The 24,966-nt window shown below is 50.3% G+C and carries 17 protein-coding genes; 5 read left to right on the forward strand and 12 right to left on the reverse strand.

Annotation, left to right across the window (positions count from 1 at the left end; translation table 11 throughout):
• Window positions 1-204 precede the first annotated feature (204 nt).
• From GX117_13185 to GX117_13200, 4 genes are all read right to left on the reverse strand, one after another.
• Complete coding sequence (locus tag GX117_13185; protein NLO34282.1) at window positions 205-3,204, reverse strand: DNA polymerase III subunit alpha; 3,000 nt, start codon at window positions 3,202-3,204, stop codon at window positions 205-207.
• 273 nt (window positions 3,205-3,477) lie between these two features.
• On the reverse strand, window positions 3,478-3,873 hold the full coding sequence (locus GX117_13190) for a hypothetical protein (GenBank protein NLO34283.1): 396 nt from the start codon (window positions 3,871-3,873) through the stop codon (window positions 3,478-3,480).
• Between the two features lie 77 nt (window positions 3,874-3,950).
• Entirely contained in the window at window positions 3,951-4,490 is a 540-nt protein-coding gene (locus tag GX117_13195; GenBank protein NLO34284.1) for a hypothetical protein, read from the reverse strand.
• A 72-nt stretch (window positions 4,491-4,562) separates the two neighbouring features.
• Window positions 4,563-5,951: a DUF1311 domain-containing protein gene (locus GX117_13200; protein NLO34285.1), complete on the reverse strand. Its 1,389-nt coding sequence runs from the start codon at window positions 5,949-5,951 to the stop codon at window positions 4,563-4,565.
• 324 nt (window positions 5,952-6,275) lie between these two features.
• On the opposite strand from GX117_13200, the gene GX117_13205 reads away from it, so the two are divergent.
• From GX117_13205 to GX117_13215, 3 genes are all read left to right on the forward strand, one after another.
• Window positions 6,276-7,286, forward strand: coding sequence for a WYL domain-containing protein (locus GX117_13205; GenBank protein ID NLO34286.1), 1,011 nt, complete (start codon window positions 6,276-6,278; stop codon window positions 7,284-7,286).
• 278 nt (window positions 7,287-7,564) lie between these two features.
• Entirely contained in the window at window positions 7,565-7,930 is a 366-nt protein-coding gene (locus tag GX117_13210; protein ID NLO34287.1) for a hypothetical protein, read from the forward strand.
• A gap of 413 nt (window positions 7,931-8,343) precedes the next feature.
• Entirely contained in the window at window positions 8,344-8,712 is a 369-nt protein-coding gene (locus GX117_13215) for a hypothetical protein (protein NLO34288.1), read from the forward strand.
• Window positions 8,713-8,834: 122 nt separating this feature from the next.
• On the opposite strand, the gene GX117_13220 is transcribed toward GX117_13215, so the two are convergent.
• The 4 genes from GX117_13220 to GX117_13235 form a co-directional block, all read right to left on the reverse strand.
• Window positions 8,835-10,196, reverse strand: coding sequence for an MFS transporter (locus tag GX117_13220; GenBank protein NLO34289.1), 1,362 nt, complete (start codon window positions 10,194-10,196; stop codon window positions 8,835-8,837).
• Window positions 10,197-10,226: 30 nt separating this feature from the next.
• Window positions 10,227-10,991 carry an HAD family hydrolase gene (locus GX117_13225; GenBank protein ID NLO34290.1) on the reverse strand — a complete coding sequence of 255 codons (765 nt, stop codon included), beginning with the start codon at window positions 10,989-10,991 and terminating at the stop codon, window positions 10,227-10,229.
• Between the two features lie 160 nt (window positions 10,992-11,151).
• Window positions 11,152-12,201, reverse strand: coding sequence for an aminotransferase class I/II-fold pyridoxal phosphate-dependent enzyme (locus tag GX117_13230; GenBank protein NLO34291.1), 1,050 nt, complete (start codon window positions 12,199-12,201; stop codon window positions 11,152-11,154).
• Window positions 12,198-12,758 carry a DUF1318 domain-containing protein gene (locus GX117_13235; GenBank protein ID NLO34292.1) on the reverse strand — a complete coding sequence of 187 codons (561 nt, stop codon included), beginning with the start codon at window positions 12,756-12,758 and terminating at the stop codon, window positions 12,198-12,200. The genes GX117_13230 and GX117_13235 overlap by 4 nt, the downstream gene beginning before the upstream one ends.
• Before the next feature lie 338 nt (window positions 12,759-13,096).
• Here GX117_13235 and GX117_13240 point away from each other — a divergent pair, with 338 nt between their 5' ends.
• On the forward strand, window positions 13,097-15,421 hold the full coding sequence (locus tag GX117_13240) for a carbohydrate-binding protein (protein ID NLO34293.1): 2,325 nt from the start codon (window positions 13,097-13,099) through the stop codon (window positions 15,419-15,421).
• A 72-nt stretch (window positions 15,422-15,493) separates the two neighbouring features.
• On the opposite strand, the gene GX117_13245 is transcribed toward GX117_13240, so the two are convergent.
• From GX117_13245 to GX117_13260, 4 genes are all read right to left on the reverse strand, one after another.
• Window positions 15,494-16,639, reverse strand: a complete 1,146-nt coding sequence (locus tag GX117_13245; protein NLO34294.1) for a hypothetical protein — start codon at window positions 16,637-16,639, stop codon at window positions 15,494-15,496.
• Between the two features lie 63 nt (window positions 16,640-16,702).
• Window positions 16,703-19,996, reverse strand: a complete 3,294-nt coding sequence (locus tag GX117_13250; GenBank protein NLO34295.1) for an FtsX-like permease family protein — start codon at window positions 19,994-19,996, stop codon at window positions 16,703-16,705.
• Between the two features lies 1 nt (window position 19,997).
• Entirely contained in the window at window positions 19,998-20,672 is a 675-nt protein-coding gene (locus GX117_13255) for an ABC transporter ATP-binding protein (GenBank protein ID NLO34296.1), read from the reverse strand.
• 8 nt (window positions 20,673-20,680) lie between these two features.
• The gene (locus GX117_13260; GenBank protein ID NLO34297.1) at window positions 20,681-21,985 is read right to left on the reverse strand and encodes a PQQ-binding-like beta-propeller repeat protein; all 1,305 of its coding nucleotides are present in this window, start codon (window positions 21,983-21,985) and stop codon (window positions 20,681-20,683) included.
• Between the two features lie 688 nt (window positions 21,986-22,673).
• Here GX117_13260 and GX117_13265 point away from each other — a divergent pair.
• Window positions 22,674-24,966: hypothetical protein (locus GX117_13265; protein NLO34298.1), on the forward strand; the 2,293-nt coding region annotated here is incomplete at its 3' end.

A 24,966-nucleotide genomic window follows, 5' to 3' on the forward strand; every position in this document is an offset into this window, starting at 1 on the left:
AATTATACCAGATACCGGGAATGGAATCCAACTAAAGTTAGTAAAATTCCTAGACAGATTAAATATAATATAAATGCTATAATCCTATGTTCGATAAAAATATGCTAAGAATAGAGAGAGTTCGCTTGAATAAAATGACTTGTCATGGGCTTTTGCCCGGAGCTATGGTATTTTATTTCTCCCCGGACAACGGGAAAGCTCCGATCAAGCTGTGCGGAGAATACGCTCTATAATAACCGTCGTATCTCCCCCTTTATTACTAACAGACCCAATGTACAAACAGGTGCTGCCGGAGTGGGTCAAATGACCAAAACGCCGATAACTTTCAGAAAATAATACTGCCTCAAATACGCCCCAAGCATCTTCCACGCTTAAGAATTTCATTATGCCTTCCCCTTTGTGTAGAGGCAGCCGCCGCTCGGCAATAATGGTGCCCATAGTCGTAACCTGCCTGCCTGCGTAAGCGGGTAAATCACGGCTGGCAATCAGAGGGATATCCGAGCTTACTGCTCCATAAGTACGCAGCAGCGTGCTGGATAAAGGCTGACCAAGGCAATTTTGCTCGGAATCCGCCCGAAACCGAGCACTCACATCCGGAATCGCAGGCAGGGACGGCGCCGCACTTTCGCCGTCGAATAGAATATCCCTGACTTCGGGTATATGTTGTAACTGCCAAAATTGTACAGGCCGCGGAATTCCCTGCGCTGCGGACAGCGAATCCAATGCTCCGGCTTGGCATAATTGCAGACCTTCGCTCATGCCAATGGGAACTCGTTTAAGTAAATCAACCACATCCCGAAACAATCCTTTTTCACGGGCCGCTAAAATTCCTTGTGCTGTCTTTTCCGATACATGCAGAATCTGTGCGAATCCCATACGTATACCATCGCCCTCCTGCGCGTAATTCAAAGCACTGTAATTTACATCCGGCGGCAGCACAGGTACTCCACAGCGTCGGGCTTCACTGACATAAACCAAAGGCGCATAGAAGCCGCCGCCATTGGCGAGAACAGCAGAAAAATATTCCACGGGATAGTGAGCCTTGAGCCAAACACACTGATAAGCCAATTCACCGTAAGTAGCCGCATGGGCTTTGCAATAAGCATAAGACGCAAAATTTGCGATGAGCTCCCATATTTCTTGGGCACAGGATTCCGGGACACCCTGCTGCGCCGCTCCCTCAAGAAAAGATTTCATGATACGCGCCATTTCACGTGGACCGCGCTTCTTGCTCATGGCACGACGCAGCAAATCTGCCTCCTCTAATGACATACCCGCCACGGCATGGGCTACCTTGAGCACATCCTCCTGATAAATCATAACCCCGTAGCTGTCCCCCAGTGCCGCTTCCATGGAAGGATGAGGATAATGAACCGATTCATGGCCATGGCACCGGTCGATAAAATGCTGCTTCATACCGCTGCCGGAAGCGCCCGGGCGTACCAAGGCAATGGCTTGAATAACCGCCATGCAGCTACGGGCTTGCAGTTTTCGAAGCAGCCCGCGCATGGCCGGAGACTCGACTTGGAAACAACCAATGGTATGACCGGAAACCAATTGCTTTTCCGCAACCGAGTCTGAATCAGGAATAGATTCAATATCAAAGTGGGCGTCCCGATTACGGCGAATGGCATGAACCGTATCTCGAATGGCGCTCAGCGCGCGATGCCCCAATAAATCCATTTTGACCAGGCCTAAAGTTTCAATACTGTCTTTGTCAAATTGGGTGATGATGATATCCCGAGCAGCTCGTTCTAAAGGAACGTAGTGGGTGAGCGGTTCCGGCGCAATGACGGTGCCGCAAGCGTGCGTGGCAAGATGGCGGGGCAGCCCGGCAATCGTCTGGCTCGTTTCCAAAATGCTTTTGAGCGGTTCCGAGTCTATGTCCAAATGGCGACATTCCGGCAAAGAGCGCAATAATAACCCCAGATCTTCGGCTCCGTAATGTGGAATAGATTGCGTGATCAATCCGATTTCACGTCCCGTAAATCCGAAGGCTTTGGCAGTCTCACGAATAGAAGCCCGGGCACGGAAGGTATTAATCGTACTGATCATGGCAACGTGATCGGAACCGTAGCGGTTGTACACATAATCGAGAATCCGGTCGCGGCCGCGCCAACATAAATCAAGATCGATATCAGGACAGTCTTTGCGGGAGCGATTTAAAAAACGTTCAAAATAAAGATTGTATTTAAAAGGGTCTACCCGCGTAATGCCCAGCGCATAAGCGACAAGACTATTAGCGGCAGAACCGCGGCCCACAGCAGGGATATCCTGATGCCTTGCAAAATGAACGATATCAGACACAATCAAAAAATAGGGTGCAAAACCCAAATCATGAATGATGTTAAGTTCATGATGAGCACGATCCAAGACCTTAGGCGTCAAAGGACGGTAGCGACGCCGCAACCCTTCAAAACAATGCTTCCACAACCATGAAAACGGTGTTTCCCCGGACGGTAATGAAAAATTCGGAAAACAAGGAGTTCCCAGAGAAAGCTCCACATTACACGATTCCCCAATCCATGCTAAGGTATCCAAAGTCTCCGGCCAAGCACCGTAAAGAACTTCAATGCGCTTCGGAGTACAAAACCATGCCTCCGGAGAAACCGTCGTTCCGGAAGGCAGTGTTTTTTCCAATGTGTTTTCACGAATAGCAGTAAGAACCCGATGGGTGCGATAGTGCTGCTGATTTAAAAAATAGACCGGATACAACGCCACAGGTCGGATGCCCAGATCTTTGGCAGCGCCCAAGAACAGCTCAGCACGGCGCCGCGACGAAGCACCGCCATAATGCACAATACCCGCTAACGGAGAAAAGCCGCGGGCAGTGAGGCGGCGCAGCATGGGCAATTGGTCGCTAATTAAAAAAAGATGGGCTCCGTCAAAGTCAAAAGGCCAAGTCTCTAAAGCATAGGGATCCACTGCTCCCAGATGAACTGCTGTGATCAGCGCACAAAGATCAGCATAGCCTTTGCGGTCACGCGCCAACACCAGCCAAGGTCCCAACCGTGCACCAAGAATCGCTTTTATCCCTGCGTCACGGGCAATTTGATAAAAGGGCAGCGCCCCATAAAGCCCGCCTGTATCTGTCAACGGCAGGGTGTGTATACCGTATTCCACAGCACGGGCAACCAGCTGTCGGGGCCATGCCGTTCCTTGCAACATGGAATAGCAACTATGTACTTCGAGCGGAAATATCATCCTGACAGTATACTGAAAATTATTTCAGGTGTCAAGAAAAAGTTCTAGAAATAACAGGGCAGATTTAACCCCAAAATAAAAGCCTTCCCCACATCTTACGCCTCTCAAATTAGCTGCCGGAAACATCGACAACTCCGGTGTCCCATGGATAGGCGCATTCTCAAGGAACCCATGGAAATGTCAATATTTCCGGCAAATCTTATAGCACAGTTTTTTCTTTTGTTTCAGTCAGGCGTTTCGGGAATCGTCGACAGAGAATCTCTATTCTCTATCTTATTCCGCTTTTTCTGCTTCAGGTTGATTTAAAACAGAAGGTTGAGCAGCTGCCGCTATTGCGGGTTTAGCGCTCGCCCCAATAGTCGCTAAGATGCCGCCAAGCAATGCAAGCACCATGAATATAGCGACAAAGGTGCCGCCGAGAACTGCGCCAAGAATAGCGCACACAATAAGAGCAATGCCCACCTTCTTCGAGTTCATGCCAAGCGCCATCGCGCCCAAGACGATGGTAAGGAAAGAGAAGAGTAATCCTCCAAATCCGAGCGCTACGATAGTTTCCGCGCCTTCTGCTTCAAGCGCTCCGCCGACTCCACCGAGCGCAACGGTAACAAGCCCGGCAAGTGTTCCAAATACACCGGCAATAAGCGCTATAACTCCACCTGCAATTTTCATTTCTTTTTCTCCTTTTAGAGTTCTAAATGGTTATAAACAAGCGGTCATCACCGCAACGAAACCGGTTGTATTTGCGGCTAGTCAACCTTCACATAGGCAGTACACCAGAATGGCCAATCCTTCATGGTTTTTAATTTCCCGGTGAAACTGATCCTCTCGCCGATATCGAGGTTTTCGACGAAGTTACTGCGATTCTTGTCTAAAAAGACAACCGCACGGTTCCCGTCTTTAAATTCGCAAGTAATCTGATACGCGGCATTACTGATCTCAGAAGTCCAACCTGTTTTATCTACTTCAGACACTTCACCAAAACCATATACAACATATTGCCATTCGTTCTCTTTAATCCACTTTTCTTTTTGCAGCTCGCTGAAGTTACTGAATCTCTCTAGGAGCGCTCGCACATCCACTGTTTCCGCTTTTTCTGCTGACATTGAAAAGTTTTCCGACGCCCCATGTTTTTCGATGGAACTCACGCTCGTTGTACTCGCTGCCGAAGACTCTGCCGTACTAGACGCCCCGGTTTCTGCCTCGTCCTCGTCGAAAGCAGCACCTATAGCCAAAAGAATCACCACACCAACGACACATCCGATAATCACTTTTGTTTTTTTAGACATTTCCTCATCTCCTTTTATGTTTTTTACATAGATGTAAACCAGCGGGTTCGGCCCCAATAAAATCGGTTTCGACTAGTCAACCTTCACATAGCCAGTGCACCAGAATGGCCATTCCTTAATGGTTTTTAATTTCCCTGTGAAATTAATGGTATCCCCGATATCCAGACTGTAGATAAAATCACTGTGATTCTCATCCATAAAGAGAATTGCACGGTTCCCGTCCGATAATTCACAGGTAACCTCATAGGCAGCATCGCTGATCTCGGAAAGCCAACTGGTGGTTTCCACCTCAGACACTTCGCCGGAGCCGCTGACAATGAGCTTCCATTCATTATCACGACTCCATTTTTCTTGCTGAAGATCGGTGAGATTGCTGAATTTATCTAAGAGCGATCGTAGATCCACCACTTCCGGACCGGATTGCTGTTTTTCAGCTACAGGCGCTTGCGTAGGTTGTTGCTGCGCAGGTTCTGCCCCTTTGGAAGTTGTATTATACTCATCAATTATCTGCGCGACTTCCAAGTGATTATTTTTCCAAGCAATGTCGGAAGCTGTGCGTTCGTTAAAATCATAGAGGTCTGTACGTGCGCCTGAACGCAATAACATAACAGCAATCACTGCGGTGCCTTCTTCCGCAGCAACATGAAGGGCTGTCCAGCCTGACGAATTTGTCTCATTCACATTTGCCCCGCGTTCGATCAGTTGTTTCACGGCTTCGAGATTGCCGGAAGAAACGGCTTTCATCAAAGGCGGATCATCAGCAGCAAGATTGATTTTTTTGCCAGCCGCCTCACCTGCATCTTCCTCTTCCTCATATAGGCTCATAAATAGCGTTTTCAATTCTTCAGCACGGGTGTTATTTAGTACTGTCAAAGAGTAATCCTTAATTAGAGTAGGCTCGTAAGCCGGCCGGCACGCTATTTCAGCGGCCACCCAAGAATCTCGAAAGGCTTCCCAGGTTTTCTGCGACTTGATATTTATCTCGTCCTTGTACACATCAGCGTATATCTTTTCCACGCGTTTTTCAGCTCGTTTTCGGGCGCCTTGCAATGCCTCCGGATCCAGTATTTCTTTTTGCGCCAAAGATTCGTTCCCCGATAAAAGTGAACGCAATAATTCTATTTGCTCCAAAGTCAAATTCAAAGCAGCCCGCATTGAGACAACGGGTGCTAAATTACCTTCTTTGAACAAATCGCCTTGAGCTGCTGAGCCGGCGTCTTTATACGCAATCCATGCCCGCTGCGCTTGCCGAACCGCGTCCTGTTGCGCTGTGTCAAGTGACGCCATCAACTCCTTATATACTGCGTTCAGCTCCTCATCCGCTTTCTCGAAAGACTCTCCCGCTGCGATACGCATCCCCAGGGTAGTATCTTCAGGCCTAATGTCAGCATATTCAGCGCCCAAGCTTGCGGCAAACACAATGAAAGCACATCCCACAACAATGAACCATTTCCTTTTCATGACAGGTATCTCCCTTCTAACTTACTTTGCTTCCACGCCCGATGTTTCCGGGACTTCCACAACCAAGTATATACACCTTCCATTCCTTCCTGAGGAACGGTACAATGATCTTAAACAATTTATACGGACAACTTCTACCACGCCGCTAATCCGCTCGCTACAGATCAACGGGTTCTGCTCCTCTTCCACAAAATAATTCCGCGTCTATCCTAGCTTTTGTTATACTGAAGTTGTGTTTTTTCTAGACACAAACTGCCAAATCCGATCCTTAAAATTACGAGCGTTCCGCCAAACGAAACGTTGATACGCTATACTGAGATCATTATGCAAAAGAAAAAAGATCCCTATGCGAGCTCCGCCCAAAAAGTCATCGGTCTGTACGGACTGTTGCTTTTCACCGGACGACCCTATTCATTAACCCAATTATCGCAACTCTTCCGTTGTTCGAAACAGACCATTCTGCGTATGGTTGAGCAGATCGAGAGGTCGCAGCGTATCCAGATTGAAGCGTGGATTGAGAAGGGTCGTAAATGGTACCGGGTACGAACACCGAAGCAACGTCCCAATGTTGCGCTCAGTGTCGACGATATTCAACGGCTGCTCCTCTGCCGCGACATGACCTTGCAGATCTTTCCGGAGGCGCTGCGCAAGCGTATCAGCGAGACCATCGAAACAACCACCGTGCTCCTGTCCGACTACGACGAACGGGAGAGCGCGCTTGCCTCCTTTACCCAACCTCAACCTAAAGGAATTGTGGACTACTCAGACTTTGGGCATATCCTTGACGCCCTGCTCAAGGCTATCCGTGAACGATGCATTTGCACAGTTCTCTATCGCTCACCGGAATGGTCTGAGCCGCGCAGTCTCACGGTTGCCCCCTACCTATTTATCTCCTTCCGCGAAGGGTTTTATGCGAAATGCCGTGAAGAGTCCGATCTCCGCAAAAAAAAACATGCCCGAGATCGAACGCTCGCTGTTCATCGCATGATCGAACTTGTTCCCACTGATCGGCGTTTCCCACCCATTGAAATAAAAGACGACGGCTCCGCAGACGCTTTCGGCCTCGCCCGTGAAAAAGCCTTTCCTGTCGTCGTCGACATTGTCCCTAAGGCTGCCATGTACGTCCGGGAGCGCATCTGGAGCAAAGACCAGCGCATCACCGAACATCAAGACGGCGGCCTCACCCTCGAATTTACCGCTACGAGCAAACCTGAAGTCCTCGCTTGGGTTCTCAGCTTCGGCGGCGAAGCCACCCTCAGAGAACCTACAGCGCTCCGTTCAGAATTGTTGTCCCGGTTGAAGACCATGATGGAATCTCATACCGATATGATGTAAGCGACATTTTTTTGCTTCAATATTTGGCAATCATTTTCGTGATTTTTGGGTGAATCAGAAAATCATGACGACAAGTTTTCAAGCAACAATTATAAAATGCAACACCTAATATTATTGTTTACGAGAAAGTAAGGTCGAGTGGAGCTCCGCCTTTTATTCTTCGCAAACTTGGTTTTCATTTGAAGAAAGTCTAGAATGTCAAGAACATACAGAGAACTGTTATCCCAAAGGTAATGGGTTACACCACAATCACTATCAACTGGCCAAAAGGAGATCACATGGGATTCTTAGACAACCTTGTTAAAGCAGCTTCTCGTTCAATGGGGATGGGACAAGCATCATTGAAATCCGCCTACTTGGACGAAGCAGCTCCCACAGGTCCCGGAGTTTATCAAATCCTATACCGGGGTCAATTAATGAAAGTGGGAAAGGCCGAAGACGGATTACGTAAACGATTCAGTGACTATTATCGCGGCGTAAAAGGCGGCACAGCGGGTCTCAAATACATAACAGAAGATAACAGGGATGAGGTCAAGGTGAAATGGCGGGAGTGTTCTAGAAATGATGCCCGAAAATTCGAAACCACACTGTACGATCAAGCCGTCCAGCGAGGTGAAGAGATGCCTTGGTCGGAGAGAAGATAATTGTCTTAATTATCTCGGGCTCCCACATTTCAATTTTAGATTTCTCTATGCCTAAACATTTAATTTCGTCGGGCCGCGCCACTGATAACATATTCGCACGGTCATCTACCGCTCCTCGGAATCATCTGAACCTCTTTCAAAAAAAATAGTTGTATTTTGCTTTGGGGTGTAGTATAATCACCGGTTAAATATTTAAAGAATCGTGTAGAAGGGCTGTCAGGACTGGTCTTGGCAGTGTTTTGTCCGTTGTTTCTTGGACGTTTCCCTTCTTACACACAACAGTCGGGTCACATAAATACAGTCCGGTGGAATGGGCTGAAACCGGATCCCGGGCGCATACACGAATATGTAAACCATCGAAAGGGATGGTCTGTGCCTAAGGATCGTTGACCAGACGGAGTCAGATAAGCAGCATGCTTGAAATTATTGCTTTCGTGCTGTTCTCGCACCAACCTATGACCCCCATGCTTGAAGGGACAGCTTCCTATTACACCGTGCAAAGTGCAGGAGCGATGACAGCTTCCGGTGAGCGGCTACAGAATGGTGAAATGACCTGTGCTATGCTCCAAGGCGAATTTGGCGAATATTTTTTGGTTGTGGCGGAGAATGGACGCTCAGTAGTTTGTCGTCTCAATGATCGAGGACCCTTTACCAAAAATCGGGTAATTGATCTTTCCCAAGCAGCCATGCGCGAATTGCATCCCACAGCCGGACTCTTACAAGTCAAGATTTATCGGCTGGGCGCGAATCCACCGGCAGAGTTGACAAAACTCAGGCACTGACGACAGTTCTCTCCCCCATATACCGTCTATACAACAAATTTTGTTGAGCCCCACACAATGCTTCCCTAACAGGCATGCCCCCACAAAAGCCTTCTTTTCAAAGAGGGTGTACTGTGTTTAGGTCAAGGAGTCTCTCGGTTGCTTGCGTCTAAGCCCATGGTGATCCAAAGGACGCGTCCCGCTGTGCGCAGCGGCAAAACAGGATTCAGCAGATGAACCCAGCTTCGCCCTTCCAACGTTAAGTCGTGAATGAAGAAGAGGCTTAACAAGGCGCCAATGAGGGTAGAAACCATGGACAATATAAAGCAGCTGCGATATCCCCAAATGCCAAAGTGCTCGATGAGGATGCCGGCAACAACGGGGGTAATCGCATGGGCAAGTGAGGTGAAAACAGTCCATATGGCAGTATAGCCGACGCGGTCTTGATCCGGTACTTGGTTGAGCATGGCGCGGTTGATGGCGACGCCGAAGGCGGCAGTGAATATACAGGCGAGAATGATCGCCACGGTGGCGGGCCACGTGCTGTCAGGCGCTGTTATATTGCTCAACAGCAGCAAAGCGGGGGCGCAAGTGTGTCCGAACAAGGTTTTCGCCATGGCAAGACCGCTGCCGCTTTTGTCTGTAAAGCGTGCCCAAGAACCAACGGTGAGTAATACGCCAAGGCCGCCCAAAGCAGTTATGGTCATGGTCATGCTGTCTCGCACAGCGAGGCAGTCTCGCAAATACAAGACGTTGGTGGCATTAAACCAAACGATTCCGGATAGGGAAAAGGTTGTAATGATAAGGAAGTGCCGGTACTGTTTGTCCCGTAAGGCACGCCCGTAGGCACGCACCCCGATATGAGGTTCAACCTCTTGAGTCCCTGCTCCGCCGGGAACACGCTGCATCCAAAATAAGCTGACGAAGCCCATGAAGATACCGATACCGAAAATGAGCAGGAATCGGTAAATGCCGGGGTCTTCCACTGCGAGAAGCCGGGCATGGAGAAACAAGACGCCTACATTGATAATTTGGGTTATGGATGTTTCTGCACTGAAATAGGTGGCACGCAAGGGGGTAGGCACAATTTCGTGGAGCCAAGGCAGCCAACCGCCTGCGCCAATGGCACGCATGACACAGAATCCGAAAATGGTAAAGATCAGTATTGCCCATGCCCCTTTTTTGCTGCCCATCGCTAAAGCGACAGGCAATAAAAAGACGATACAAGCGATTACATTGCGCAGAAACCACGCCCATAACATGACCCGCTTCGGTCCTTGCCGCACGATGAGAGGCAACGTGAAGAGCAGCAACATGGAGGTAAAAGGCATGAAAGCGATCAGCAAACCTACCAGCGACTCGGGCATATCGATTTTGCGCGCCAGCAGGACCATGGCAGGCCCCACAATATTTTGCCATGATACAACATTAATCGCCACATAAATCAGAAAACGGCGCGGGGGTGACCCTAATTTTTTCAGTCCTGAAATAAGAGCAATGTTCATAGTCGCAATGAAATTCCGGTAACTCGCATGTTAGAAGGTAATATCCGCCACAGACTCCAAGACCAGAGAAGGGCGGAAAGGATAAGCGCCTAAGTTTTCGTGATCGGTCAAACCGCTCAGCACAAGAATCGTGTCCAAGCCCGCCTGCATGCCCGCAATGATGTCCGTGTCCATACGATCCCCCACCATGACGGTATTTTGAGAATGGACTTCCAGATAATTCATGGCATAACGCATCATGAGCGGTGCCGGTTTACCCACGAAGAAAGGGGCACGGCCCGTGGCCTTTTCGATGAGTGCGGCCATAGCGCCGCAAGCGGGAACGATGCCTTGTTCAGTGGGGCCGGCGGGATCGGGGTTGGTGGCGATAAAACGCGCGCCCGCAGAAATGAGCCGTGTTGCTTTGGAAATTTGTTCAAAGTTATAGGACAGGGTTGCACCTAAGACTACATATTCAGGATTGTGGTCGGTGATAATATAGTCAATGCCGTGTAGGGCGCTGGTCAGTCCGCTTTCGCCTATGACAAATGCGGTTCCCTTCGGTCGTTGTGCGTTGAGGAATAAAGCGGTCGCCATAGCGGACGTGAAAATATTTGCGGCAGGGATATTCAATCCCATGGCTTGCAGCCTATAGGCGAGATCCGCCTGTGTATAGAGCGGGTTGTTGGTCAAGACCAAGAATTTAATTTGGTGTTCCTTGAGCCGATTGATAAATTCTTGAGCACCGGGGATAGCCTGTTTGCCCCGAACCAATACACCATCCATATCTAATAGATAATTTTTCATTTCATTCATGATACATTTACACTTTTATCTTAATCTGCGGTTGATACAGCAATAGAGGGGTTCCGTTTTCCGAAGGGCGAACAAAGAGCGCTTCGATCTGTCTCTATCCCTTCTATTGTTTTTGGGGAATGAGAGCAAAACGAGTCCGTTACCAAAAGCACCGATACAATCAATGTAATGGGGGCAGGCATTGTTTAAAGGCTTCAATCGCCTTTTCCAAGCCTTGATCGTCAATGTCACGATGGAAGACCACGCGCAATCTCGTTTCATTATGCGCAAGCACGCGGACGCCTCGTTCCTTCAAGCGTTGCACTGCATGATCAGCATCGGCAACAGTAATATAAAGGATATTCGTGGGAGAGGGCAAGGCAAAGGTGATGCCCTCGGCTTCCAGCGCTCGTCTGAATCGTCGTGCACGATCATGATCCTTTGACAAATCCTGACGATGATGTTCCAATGCATAGAGGCCCGCTGCGGCCAGTATACCCGCTTGGCGCATACCGCCGCCCAGCATTTTACGAAAACGACGGTCTTTGTGGATGCTGTCGCGATCACCGACAAGCACTGAACCTGCCGGAGCACCAAGTCCTTTCGACAGACAGAAACAGAGCGTATCACAGCATTTTGCGTAATACCGTGCTTCGATATTTGCGACGGCACAGGCGTTGAAGATACGGGCGCCGTCGCAGTGCAAGCGCATCTTATAGCGCTGACAAACTGCCGCTACACTTTCCATCTCGTACAAATCCCAGTAGGCGCCGCCGCCGCGATTGGTCGTGTTTTCGACGGATACGAGGGTCGTCGGTGAGAGATGGGCATCATCTTTATAGACGACCTGCGCTTCCACCTGTTCCGCGCTGAATTTGCCGAGCAAGTCGGGGATAACGCGGGGCAAGAGCCCGGCGACCATGGCGAGGTTAGCATTTTCATAATGGAAAGGATGGGCAGACTCACTGAGAATGATGGAATCACCGGGCCTTGTTTGTGCCAGACATGCAGCAAGATTTACCATGGTACCTGAAGGAAAAAACAGGGCGGCATCTTTGCCCATCAGTTCCGCGCAGACATCTTGAAGCCGGTTGACCGTGGGATCTTCACCGTAAACATCGTCGGCAACGACGGCATCGGCCATAGCTTGACGCATTCCCGCTGAGGGTTGGGTCAGCGTATCGCTGCGCAAATCAATGATGCCTTTATCGTAAGAAACGGATTCGGTCATTTCGTGACGATAGTGCCATCCGGCGTTTCATAGCGTTGCCCTGACGATAATAATTCACAGCGTGCTTCGAAGAAGGCATGTTGCACTGCGCCCAAGGAGCCGGGCTTCCAACCGGAGGCTTTTACCAGTGTTTCGTATAAAGTCCATCGGTTCGCATTCTCACCCATGACGAGCAAAGCGTTCTGGTCGCGGGTGCTTTTATCGGATGCCCGTTTATAGGCTTTGCTGCGAATGATGGAAATGGTTCCCGATTTTTGTTCGTAGGCAAAGCCTGTGTCTAAGAGTTCCTGTAACAGTTCAGAACGAGCGGCACGGGTGCGGATTGCCTGGAGAACATCTTCATTGTCAGACGCGATGGAAGGGAATTCACCCAGCTGGGGCTCCCGTTCGCCTTGCAGAACAAATTGCTCTACGACCTTGGCAAAGGCGCGTAATTCATCTTCCGGTACGATCGAATAGTCTGGTCTGAGTGTGGTGAAAGGGTTGCCGATATGGGCACATCCCACCAATAAAAACATAAGGCTGAAAGCGGCTAAGGTGAAGCGCTTCTGCATCATAACAGTCCTTTCCTGATTAATCACGTTGCTCTGAATCTTCGTCTATAGAACAAATGCGAAGGGGAAGCTATTTCAAAAGCCCGGCGTTGCGAGAATGAACCCGATCCTACGCGACAGGGAATCGATGGGATACCCTGAAAAATATCGACATAGCCTCCCGATTCCAACCGTTGTAAGTACGGGAACCCTTGCCTTTGCAGAATTATCCGCGTACTTCCCTATCATTGTCAAATTACTGTGCCGGAAATCATTTTTCGGGAGCAGGATCATGGTAGACTATCATTCAGTTGTTGATTCCGAGATCCTGTCTTCACGACAAGAAAACTCCTGAGGGAGAGATGACAATGCGAGACTACTCTATTGTGATTGGATTGTCGGGCTTTTTCCTTCTAGCCCTGACCATGGTCGTTTTTGCCGCCAAAGAACCCACCTGCCAAGAATATCATGTTGCTGTGAACGGCGCAGATACGAACAATGGTTCTGCCGCAGAGCCCTATAGAAGCATTGGCAGAGCCGCCGCCGCCGCACAGCCCGGCGATCGGATAGTCATTCATGAGGGCTGCTATCGGGAATGGGTTAATCCGCCGCGGGGCGGTCGTTCAGACAACGAACGCATTGTGTATGAGGCGGCGGCGGGCGCCCTTGTGGAGATCAAAGGCTCCGAGGTCGTCAGTGGTTGGGAAGCACTTGGCAGCGACACATGGCGTGTGGTGTTACCTGCTTCCTTTTTCGGTGATTTTAATCCTTTTGCTGAAACCATTCACGGGGATTGGTTTGATCCCAAAGGCCGGCTCCATCATAGGGGCGCCGTCTATCTCAATGGAGAATGGCTCATAGAGGCGGCGGCTTTGGAAGAAGTTCTCAATCCCCTTCCCGGAGGACCTCCGTGGCTGCGCCAAAGAAGTCAGGAATATCTTTTGAATGTACTGTGGTTTGCGTTTCAAGGTGATGCCGATAAGGAGGATGCAATAGACGGGGGCACACGCATCGCTGCAACGGCCTATTCTTCCAAGGAGGGTACGCAAAACGCGCCGGCATCAGAAGACGGTACATGTGTGGGCTTTATCTTAAATGGGCATTGGCTGCTCTATGAGGCGGTGGATTTTGCTTCGGATACAAGACAAGTGGAAATCCGTACTGCCGCGGCAGGTGCAGGCGGAATCATTGAGCTGCGTCTTGACGGACCGCAAGGAGAATTGTTGGGTACCTGCTCTGTTGGATGTACAGGCGGCTGGCAGGCTTGGGAAAACGTGACCGTACAAATCAAGCCGACAAGGGGGATCAAGAATTTATGTTTTGTGTTCAAAACAGCTGTGCCGGAAGATGATTTAAGTCATTGCGGTCTGTGGTTTGCTCAGGCGGAAGAAGACCATACAACGATTTGGGCGCAGTTTAAAGGAGTCGATCCTAATCAAGCGTGCATCGAAGTGAATGTGCGCCCGGCGGTGTTTTATCCGAAACAACCGGGCATCAATTATATTACCGTGCGTGGATTAACGATGTGTCATGCCGCTACACAATGGGCACCGCCCACAGCGGAACAAATCGCTCTTATTGGTACTCATTGGAGCCGTGGCTGGATCATAGAAGACAATAGGGTGAGTCATTCGATTTGCTCGGGAATTTCTCTGGGCAAGTATGGCGATGCCTTCGACAACAGTTCTGAAGACACGGCAGAAGGTTATGTGGAAACGATTCATCGGGCTTTGAAACGGGGTTGGAAAAAAAACAAGATTGGACATCATGTTGTTAAAAACAACCATATTTCCCACTGTGAACAAACGGGTATTGTCGGCAGTATGGGCGCAGCCTTCAGTACCATCGTCGATAATGATATCCACGATATTCATGTGCGGGAACTTTTTACGGGCGCTGAAATGGCAGGAATTAAATTGCATGGCGCCATTGATGTCTTGATTGAAAACAATCATATTTACCGCTGTTGCCGGGGCTTGTGGCTGGATTGGATGGCACAAGGAGCGCGTGTTTCATCAAACCTATTTCATGACAATACGCAGGATCTTTTCATGGAAGTAAATCATGGTCCCTATGTCATTGACAACAATTTTTTCCTGTCGCCCTACGCGCTGCTCGACATGTCGCGGGGCGGCGCTTTTGTACATAATCTTGTGTTGGGAGATATCCGCGTCGGTCATTATGATCCGCGCCTTACGCCTTATCATAAACCCCACTCCACGCGTTTAGCGGGTATGCACGACAATCCAGGCGGCGATCAGCGTTATTACAACAATATCTTTGTAAAAGCTGCGAAGCTGAGCATTTATGACACGGTGAAGTTACCCACGTATTTCGGAGGGAATGTCTTTTTAGAGGGAGCCTGTCCTTCGAAGCAGGAATCCGATGCGCTGCTTCTGAACGAAGTGTCCCTTCCCTTCACGCTGCAAGAAACAGAAGAGGGTTCCTATGTGGACTATGCTCCGATGATATCTGTATTGGACGAAATAAAATACCCGATTGTTACGAGCGCTTTGCTCGGGCGTGCAGCGATTCCCGGGTTGCCTTTTGAAAACCGAGATGGGACGCCGCTCGCTATAACAAGAGATTATTTTGACGCACACCGCCAAGAAAGCGATACCTTTCCGGGACCTATTGAGATGATCAGTGGCATGCCCGAAACCATTCAGCTGTGGCCGTTGGAATAAAGGAGCTTAGCGGCTTTTCTGCGGTTGTCGTTCCGTATATCCCATAACTTCGCAAACTAGGCGGCAACAATATTAGGGCATGTCGGGTTCCGGTGCTGGCTCTTCTTTTAGGACAGTGCGCAGCGCATCCACCCGTGCGGTTCCTTCCGACAACGTAGGACAAAGCCAGCCGCCTTCATCAAATTCATTCCACGCATACATGAGTATTGCTTGCGCCTGTGCGTTGCTAGGATGTTGCCGACACCATGCCAAGGCATGGCTGAGGTGCGCGGCAAGCTCGTCCGGTTGGGGCGTCTCATAATATTGTTTTATATCGCCGTCCTCAACCCAAGGTACCGGTGTCTCGACGCGGGGTCGCATATCCCATCCGGCTGTTGCAAGAGGCACCACGGGAAGGGTTGTATCTTTGAATTCATCCCACCATTTTTCTGTGTGCGCAGCGAGATCAGCATAAGAAGCCCCTTGAGCGCCGCCATTGGACGCGTATGCGCCGATCGCGTCCAGTCCCAATTTGAGCGCCTGTTCTTTGAGTGTTTGGGGTGACCAACCTTGCGCGACGATATAGGGGTTGGGTATCGCTGCTGCGGCACAAGCTTCACGTAATTCGTCGAAGGCGGCACGGGCACTTTCCCAAGTTTCAAAGCCTGCCGGACCTACGAGATCATCAACGGTAAAAAGATAAAGGAGCGGCCGATCTTTCAATACGCATTGATAGTCGGTATCTTGGAAATACTTTAGATAACGGGGAAGCCGCTCTTGCCAACCCTTCATTCCACCGCCGCTTTCCCAGCCGCCTTGTAAATTGAGACAGAATTTTATATTCGATTTTTTGCTACTGCTCAAATATAGATGCAGCCCTTCGCTGAGTGCATCCTGCTCCGGGTAAACGACAAAGGCCCAGTAGTCCAAGCCTGCGTCATGGGCATAATCGATTTCTTGATCCATGATGGCTTGGGTATTGGCACGCACTTCTACGCTGTTTTCGTCGATAACTTTCCCATAAAAAGGCAGCCGATAATGCCAATGGGATGGCGCCATGGTTTTTTCAACGGTCACGCCTACGGATGACGCAGTTCCATGCCAAGCGTCCCACCGTATGGCTCCGACGAGGGGAAGCTTTAGCGCTGCAGGCGGATTTGCTGTTGCCATAAAGGTCAGGGAGCAGATAATTATCGCGACGAGATGGGCTGTGGTTGATCTTAGAAGGGTATGTATCATCGTTGTTGTTTTTCTTTCTAAACCGAGCTGAAGGAAAGTTGATAAAAGCAGGCTTATTCTCCCCTATTCTTTTCGGAGCGCCGATAAAGGAATTCTTTTAAGAAGAATCACCGTAACGAAATAGGAAGAAAATAGGTAGCTGAGCAAGATTAAGGTGAGGACAAAAGCAAGCGCCGTAAAATTAGCGTTCTGTTTTGAATTCCAAAGCAGCGGTATGGTGGCAAGGGAAGAAGCAAGAGATCCTATGAATAGTCCCGTGCTCGCCAGAAGCATATTTTCGATGATGGCCGCCCGCCGTATGGTTGCGGGCGTGAAGCCCATTGCCAAAAACAGGGCAAACTCCGAACGTCGTTCCGTCAGGTTACGGATGATCATCACGGCAGCGCCGCCGGCACCCAACATCATACCCAATCCACCAAGGACAAGGAACATGGCGAGATAGGCGCGCTCAACAGCATAGAAAAAGGCGAGTCGGTCCATGGATAGCGTCGCTTCCATGCCGAGTTTTTTCGGATCCCGATTTAGTAAAGAAACCTTTTCTTCAGCTTGTGTTGATTCGACCAAAAATGTGCGGTACCCGTTTTCATCGGGGAAAAGGTGCACAAAGTTTTTTTCAGACAGGAGCAGACTGCCTTGGAATAAGGATAAACGCATGGGCAATTTCCCTACAGTTCGCAGTCGAAAGTCTTCGCCGCGGCTGTCTCTGTAGACATATTCAGAACCGGTTTGAGGGTCGGTTACTGCTTGCAATCCCCACAGCGCCGTGTCGGCATCACCGACGAGTGCAGGATATACCCCGGGTTCAAGGTCTTGGTCTAAAAGAGACCACAACGCCCGACCTTCACCGGCAGAGGTGAAGGCGTCACGGTCTATAAATGCATTCGGATCCACGCCATAAATACGGGGCTGCTGAGCTTGGTTGAGATTAAGGCAGCCGGCATCGTCTCCGTCTTTTTCGCGAAGCGCAACGGTTTGTTCAGGGGACAGCCCGGCAGCGCCTAATTCTTTGGCTGTGACCGGAACTGTAGTGGCGGCAAAGACCGTAAAACCGCCTGCGCCTGAATCATGACGCTCCGGGTTTTGCGTCATGGCCACCTGCATGGAGACAACAGACTGGATCATGAAAAATCCACTTCCGATGATGGTTGCCATGCCCAAGCTGCGGCTTCGTCTGCGCGCCAATTGTCTAAAAAGCAGCCGTGTTGATGAGAAATGTTTCGTGGTGGTGCGGCGTGCCCAATATCCCAAGAAGAGTCCGTAGGCGCAGAGTATTGCGATGAGCAGTCCCATGCCCGAAATAAAGAAGGCGGGGGTAAGGTCGATGGCAGTTCCGGAAAAGGCAATGCCCCATGCTACGGCTGCGGCGAAAAAGGCAATACCACCGCAGATAAAAAAGCCGCGATCCACCGTTTTGGAAGAGCCGGCGATACCGCTGAAATCACGCTGTAATAATTCGCGTATGGGACGGCGTGCAGCGCGGAGGCTTCCGACGAGGAAAAGAATTACGATGATAAGGACAGAGATGAGCACACCTTGGACGAGTACCGTGTAGGGCGCGCTGTGATAGGCGACGGGTGTGCCCGCCAGCGAATCAGGCCAGAATCGCGCCAATCCGAAAAGGAGCAGCCGCGCATACAGGACACCGCAGCCGGCACCTGCCAGCGCACCAATGAGACAGCCGGGGATAGACTCCAAAAGCAACCATGTACGAATCCTGCCCAGTGACCAGCCCGCCGCCAATAAGGTGCCCATTTCTCGGCTTCGTTGCTGTAAACCATGGGCATGGAGCATAAACAACAACAAAAGGGCTGCGCCAATCAAGAACATACTCAAGCCCGTGAATAACGCACCAAAATCCAAGGCATGGGCTACGGCTTGCAGCGCATCTTCATGAACCGATTGGAAGACAAGTCCGAGGGATGCGGGATCTACCTGCGATTGAAGTGCGGTGAGAAGAGTTTGGGGCTCAGCATCTGGCGCCACGATGCGCAGGGCGGTGACAGAACCATATAGATTGCCCCACCAGTTTCTTCCCGTGGTAAAGTTACAAAGTAATTTTGGGGTTTGACCATAGTCTTTCCAATAGATTTCGTTTTCTTCATCTGCAAGGAGTTCCTCTTCCAAGGGCAGTCCGATACTCCAGTCTTTGCAGCTGTTCACGTCGCTCAAGCCGGGAAAGATCGGGGCAAGCTCCCGTTCGACGGCAAGGGCATCCATAGGCAGAATACGATGAATCTGCGCTTCAGCATGATGCTCTTCATAGGCACCGGAGGGCAGCGGCGAATACCATGATAACGATATGGAGTCGCCCTCTTTGGCGTTGAGTTTATGGGCAAGCCATTGATTCAGCCATACTGTATTATCGGGCGTATCCTCCGGTACAGGACCTGCCGTTACGAAAGAATAAGGAACGGACTTTTCGCCTAGGTCAATGTGATTCACCAAGTAGGTTAAGATCGGCTGAACGGTTCCTTCTGTTAAAGCACTTTGCACGATAGGATCTTCAATAAAAAGCCGTTCGGATTCAAGTTGGCTGAGCCCTGAAGATAAGGTATGAATTCTAAATCCGAGTTGTTCGGGATGCCAAGCAGCGGCCAGTGATCGCCGAAGAAATTCTGCTGTTAGGGTCGTGCTGCAGAGGAGTAAATTCGCTTTGTCGGTTAATCCCGTAAGTATACCCAACTGTTCGCGATTCACGAAGATATTAAAGGGCATAGACTGTTCCGCAGAGAGGGAAAAGCGTCCTCCCTGACGGTCTGTCACGATACCTGCAACACGCAAACGGATCGGGATGGAATCGCGCTTTTTCCCTGATGCGAGCGGTGCTTCCGCCGGGATCAGTGTCGGTTTGGGAATACGCAGAATGACACTGTCGCCCACAGTCAAAGCCAAGCGTTGTGCCGCCGCTTTATTGAGTAGCGCTTCTTGCGGTCCCGGCGCGGGAAGAGCATCCTCCGACGCAGCCAAGGGATTGAAGTTTTCGTCAATGCCGTATAGATGGATCTTGTTGATACGATTCACGGGAAGGTCGGAGTCGGGCGGAGATTCCGCAAGGGCTTGCAGGTGAAGCGCCGAGGCAAAAGCCGCGTCTTGGCCAATGGCCGCCTTCTCCGCCACATAAGAATCCAGTGCAGCTTCAAGGGCAAGATCGAAATAACGATTGTTCCAGTCGAGGGCATGGGTAACATGACCGAGTCGAAGGGTGGCAATATCGCATAAGGTCGCATCCACGGAATAACCGACAATGCGCGCGCCTGTAAAGACAGCACAGGCGATGAGTGCGCCTAATACCAAGCCAAGATGAAGGCGTCGATGATAGTGAATGCCTCGGAGTGCAAAACGAAAGAGGCTTAGCATGCTATTCCTCCCGCGTTAATTGTCCACGGTTAAGTGTGTAGATGCTGCCAAAGCGGCGCGCAATGGATTGGGCATGGGTAACGATGATGACCGCCATATTCTGTTCATCGCGCAAGCTCAACAAAAGGGCTGCCAAGTCTTCCGCCGCTTCCTCGTTGAGTGCGCCCGTTGGTTCATCAGCCAACAACAAAGCGGGGTTATTGATGACGGCACGCGCCACCGCAGTACGCTGACATTCACCGCCAGACAATTCACCCGGCCGGTGATGGGCGCGGGGCAGCAATCCTAGTTTATCCAATAAGGCGCGGGCTCTGTCGTGGGCTTGTTCCTGTGCTTCCCGATCCTGTGTGAGTACGGGAATTAAAATATTTTCCATGACAGTGCATTGAGGGAGCAGATGATGTTGCTGGAACACAAAGCCGAGCTCTTGATTCCGCAGCTGCGCCAATTCTTTTACATTCAGAGTAGACAGATCTTGTCCTGAAATGTGCACCGAACCTGCGTCAGGCTGATCTAATGCGCCGATAAGGTTGAGCAAGGTGCTTTTGCCGCAGCCGGAAGGCCCGATGATAGCGGCTGACTGTCCGGCATCCAAGGAGAAGTTGATACCCTTTAAAACGCGCAAGGGGGCAGGGACAGCCGGATAGGTTTTTACAAGCTCCCGGATTTCAAGCAAGGCAGTCTTCACGATACAGCTTCCTTTTCTTCCGTCGAAGCGGCAACGAAGGCAGTCACCGTTCCATCTTCGCAGCCCACGACAATCATATTTCCGGCAATGGCAGGGCCGCTGAGATATCCCGCCAATTGGCTTTCCCAAAGACGGGTTCCGTCCTCGAGTGCAAGCAAAAACAAGCTGTCGTCAGAAACGATAACAACTTTGTCGTCCACAATTACCGGCGACCCTGTTTCCCCGCCCAGCACATGCTGCCACACCCTTTCGCCCGTGTCTTGCTTGAGCCCATGCAGTACACCATCCAAAGCGCTGATTAAAAGAAGATCCCCTTGGAGGGCGGGCGTTGAGAACACTTCCGTTTTACTAACGCTATGAATCCAGTCCATCACGCCTTCTTGTAGATTCGCGCGCATCACCCGTCCGTCTCGGCATCCCGCATAAACAAATTCCCCTTGAATGGCGACACCGCCCGCCACTTGCCCGCCGCCCTCTTCGATTTTAATATCATGGAGATAGCTGCCATCTTTCACCGCTACCACGTGCAAGGCAGAAGCACAACTACCGAAAACCACCTTATCCCCACTTACGGAAGGGGAGCCATCGGCACGATCTTTTCCTTTGGAGCGCCAGCGCAGCGTTCCTGTATCGCTCTCCATACACAGCAGATCGCCGGAACCTTGTTCCAATACAAAGACACTTTGGCTTGCTTCGTGATAATTAATGGTGCCGTGGGCGTATCCATCCAGATCTGTGCGCCAGCGCAGATCACCGCTTTCTACATCTAAGGCGGTCAATTGACCATCATCGGTTGCAACAAAGAGCATGCTTGCGAAACAGGCAATGGGCGCCTCCGTGTAAAGAGACTGGGATGACGTATCATCATGAGATTGGAGAACACGATCCCAGAGGATTTCGCCTTCAAGGCTCAGTGCGACTACACGAGCACGAGGCGTGACAACAAAAATACGATCATCCACAGCGACCGGAGCTTCTTCCACGGGATCACCCAGCAAGATTTGCCAAGAGCGCTCTAAGACAGAAGAGAAATGCGTATCCACAGTTCCGGTAAGTGCAGTATCTCCATGATAAGTGTTCCATTCCGTCTTAGCAGATACAGCCTCTTCTTGATTCGTTTGGGGTGGGGCAGGCTGTTTGGGAACAGCGCTCCTGATAGTTTCAACAAGTTCGGGTGAGTCGGGGGCTTCTTTTCTCTTGGTCGATTCCGGCCAAAAAAGAAAAAGGGCCGCCACGATACAAGTAATGCCCAAGAGGACGAAGGCGATTTGTTTCAATTTAACTTTTATGTGTGCGTTCATGTCTTTCCATCCAACGAAGATTAGGACATTCTGTACCTCTATTGTAACCTGCACGGGAAATCATTTCCATATTACATTAACAGAAATAATTATCTTCGGGATTTTTAAAATAGGAGTTCCTGATCCTCCCAAACTGTCCTTAAACAATATCCATGTCCTATGTTGTACCTTTTAACGGCCTAACAATATACGAATTATAAAAATAACCAAACATAGCTAAGTAGCTGTATTGTGATTCTGGAAATATCTATGTAATTTATTATGTTTGTGATTATTGCATGTCGGATAGATGAATAGTTGAATTGAACTTCTTTTATTTAGAAAAAATGGATACATTGAACAAATCGACATGATAAAGACGCTGTGGCGAGAAATAGAGCGTAATTGTTTGAAATGATAAAAAAGGACCTCGTTTTGAATTATTGCCTGAAACAAGTGGAGTTGAAGTGCTTCTGCAGTCTATTCATTTTCGCACATACGAAGAGAATTGACGCAGTATGCCCTTGTCATGGCAGCCGATTTATAAACCCAATCCGTCAAAATCAGTTCCTTCTAAAAACAGATAACGTGAGGCGTGATCAGAAATCACGCTTTTTTAATGAATAGTCGAAAAGATAGTTAACATAGGAGCATGAGTGTCATGAAGCAATCTTCTGTTTTTAGGAAGTCACTTTTAAAAAGGTTTTTTTTGCGATACCCTTATTTCGTAATTGGACTTTGGTTTTTGTGGGGATCCGGTTTTGTTGCAGCTCAGGGTACAGTGGTCTTTGACACGCCCGGCGCAACCACCTATGAAGTGCCCGATACAGTCACGAGTATCACCGTAGAACTGTGGGGCGGCGGTGGTCGGGGCGGCGCCCGAGAACCGGGCGGCGGCAACAATACCGCTTTGGCAGGCGGCGGCGGCGGAGCCTATACACGCAGCGTCATCTCCGTTACACCGGGGTCAACCTATTCGCTGTACGTAGGTGCCGGCGCCGGTTCTGCTGCGCCAGGTGAAAATTCTTGGTTTGACAGTCCTTCCACCGTTTTGGCGCAAGGCGGTCAGAGTGTTGCGGCGAATTCCAACGTTCCGGGCGCAGGCGGCAGCGCCGCAGCCGGAATTGGTGACGTCAAATATGACGGCGGTACAGGTGCTGCCGGTGTGGGCGGCAGTTTTGGCGGCGGCGGCGGCTCTGCTGCGGGTACGGGCGCTGCCGGTGCTTATGGCGACAGCAGCCAGATTTCGCAAGATGGCGCCACAGCGCCGAGCGGCGGCGGTGACGGCGGCGACGGCGCACAATTAGGCGTTCCCGGTGCTATGGGTGTGGCTCCCGGCGGTGGCGGCGGAGGCGGCTTCCGTGCAGGAAGCAACTCGACCCAACAGCCCGGCCGCGGCGCTGCCGGAAAAATTATCATAATTTCTTCGTGTGATATTGACGATGTGGAATTTGCACCGGGCCCTGCTTCGATCCGTTGTTCGGGCGCGGAGCAACTTTTTTATACAGCAACGGCTGACGGCGCAGATACGATTACCTATTCTTTGGATGCCGCAAGTTTGGCGGCAGGCAACAGCATAGATGCGGTAACGGGCGAAGTGACCTATGTGAGCGGCTGGTCGGGAACTACCGAAATTACGGCAACAGCATCCTCCGACGCCTGCATGAAAAGCGCAGTTTATACGGTCACGATTACTCCCACGGCGGGCATACCCGTGTTCACGCTTGGTTCAAGCTCACAACGCTGCCGGGGCAGTGAGACGATTGTGTACGAAGCAAGTTCTTCAGACAGCACCGCTATGAGCTACAGTCTTGACAGTGCCAGTCTTGCCGCCGGCAATACGATTGACGAAGACACAGGTGCCGTGACCTATGATGCCGCCTGGTTCGGTACCTCTGTAATTACGGCATCTGCTGAGGGTTGTAATGGTCCGATCACTTCCGAACATCATGCGGTAACAGATACTATTTTCGCGAACAATGATTTTGTTACCGCCATGCAAGGAGTGCCGGTAAGTTTTAATGTCCTTGATAATGACCTCTGCGATATTGATCCGAATTCGATAACGATTACCCATAACCCGGTGGGCGGTTTTGTTCAAGTTGGTGCTGCCGGCGAAATGACCTATGTTTCTTTCGGCGCCTTTTTAGGAACCGATACCTTTATCTACAAAGTGTGTTCTCCCGCGCCGGTGGTCTGTGTTGAGGCAATGGTTACTGTCAATGTTTTGGAATCTTTTGACAACCCCTGTTATGAAGCCAATAAAACGCACATCTTCTATCTGCCCTTTCCGGAAAACGATACACAGTTGCGCCAAAGCTTGGTGAGCGCAGGCAATAACTCCGACGATATGAACAGCGGAGTCCGCACGATTCTTGCCGTTTCGGTGCCCTACCCGAAGACAGTCATTGTTTATGACCATTGGGAAGACGGCTATGAAGCGGATATCAATGTTCCCATCCAGCCAAGTACCGAAATTTGGGGGGATGGTGATTTGACCAATGGCATAGCACCGGGATATCCCGACGATCTTATTCCTGCAGGTGGATTCGTTATTATTGATGAAACCTTTGCGTGGACACGAACAAGTTTGCAGTACGACGGCAAAGACAAGATTTTTTCTACGTCGGACATTGCCGTATCGAAAGTGTCCGGTGCCGCTTCGCGCTTTGCAGTACAGAATGTTAAAACCAGTGTTTCCGATACAAGCCGCTTCGGTCAGTTTTTTATCTTGCCCTTTGGGGAAGATGTGACGGATGGTCCCACGACAGTCTTCCGCTATACCGGTCTCTTTGTCCGTGCTGCCGAAGACGGAACCATCGTAGAGCTCGATTATGATGGAGATGGTGTGACCGATGTGAGCCAAAGCCTCAACGAAGGGGAAGTGTGGTTTTACAATGGTCAGGCGAGCTCGCCGGGCAACACGGGCAATGACACGAATAAGGCCAGTGATATCAAGGCAGGCGCACGGGTTCTATCAAATAAAGACGTAGGTGTAGATC

This window comes from Candidatus Hydrogenedentota bacterium (assembly GCA_012523015.1).
GTDB lineage: Bacteria > Hydrogenedentota > Hydrogenedentia > Hydrogenedentales > CAITNO01 > JAAYBJ01.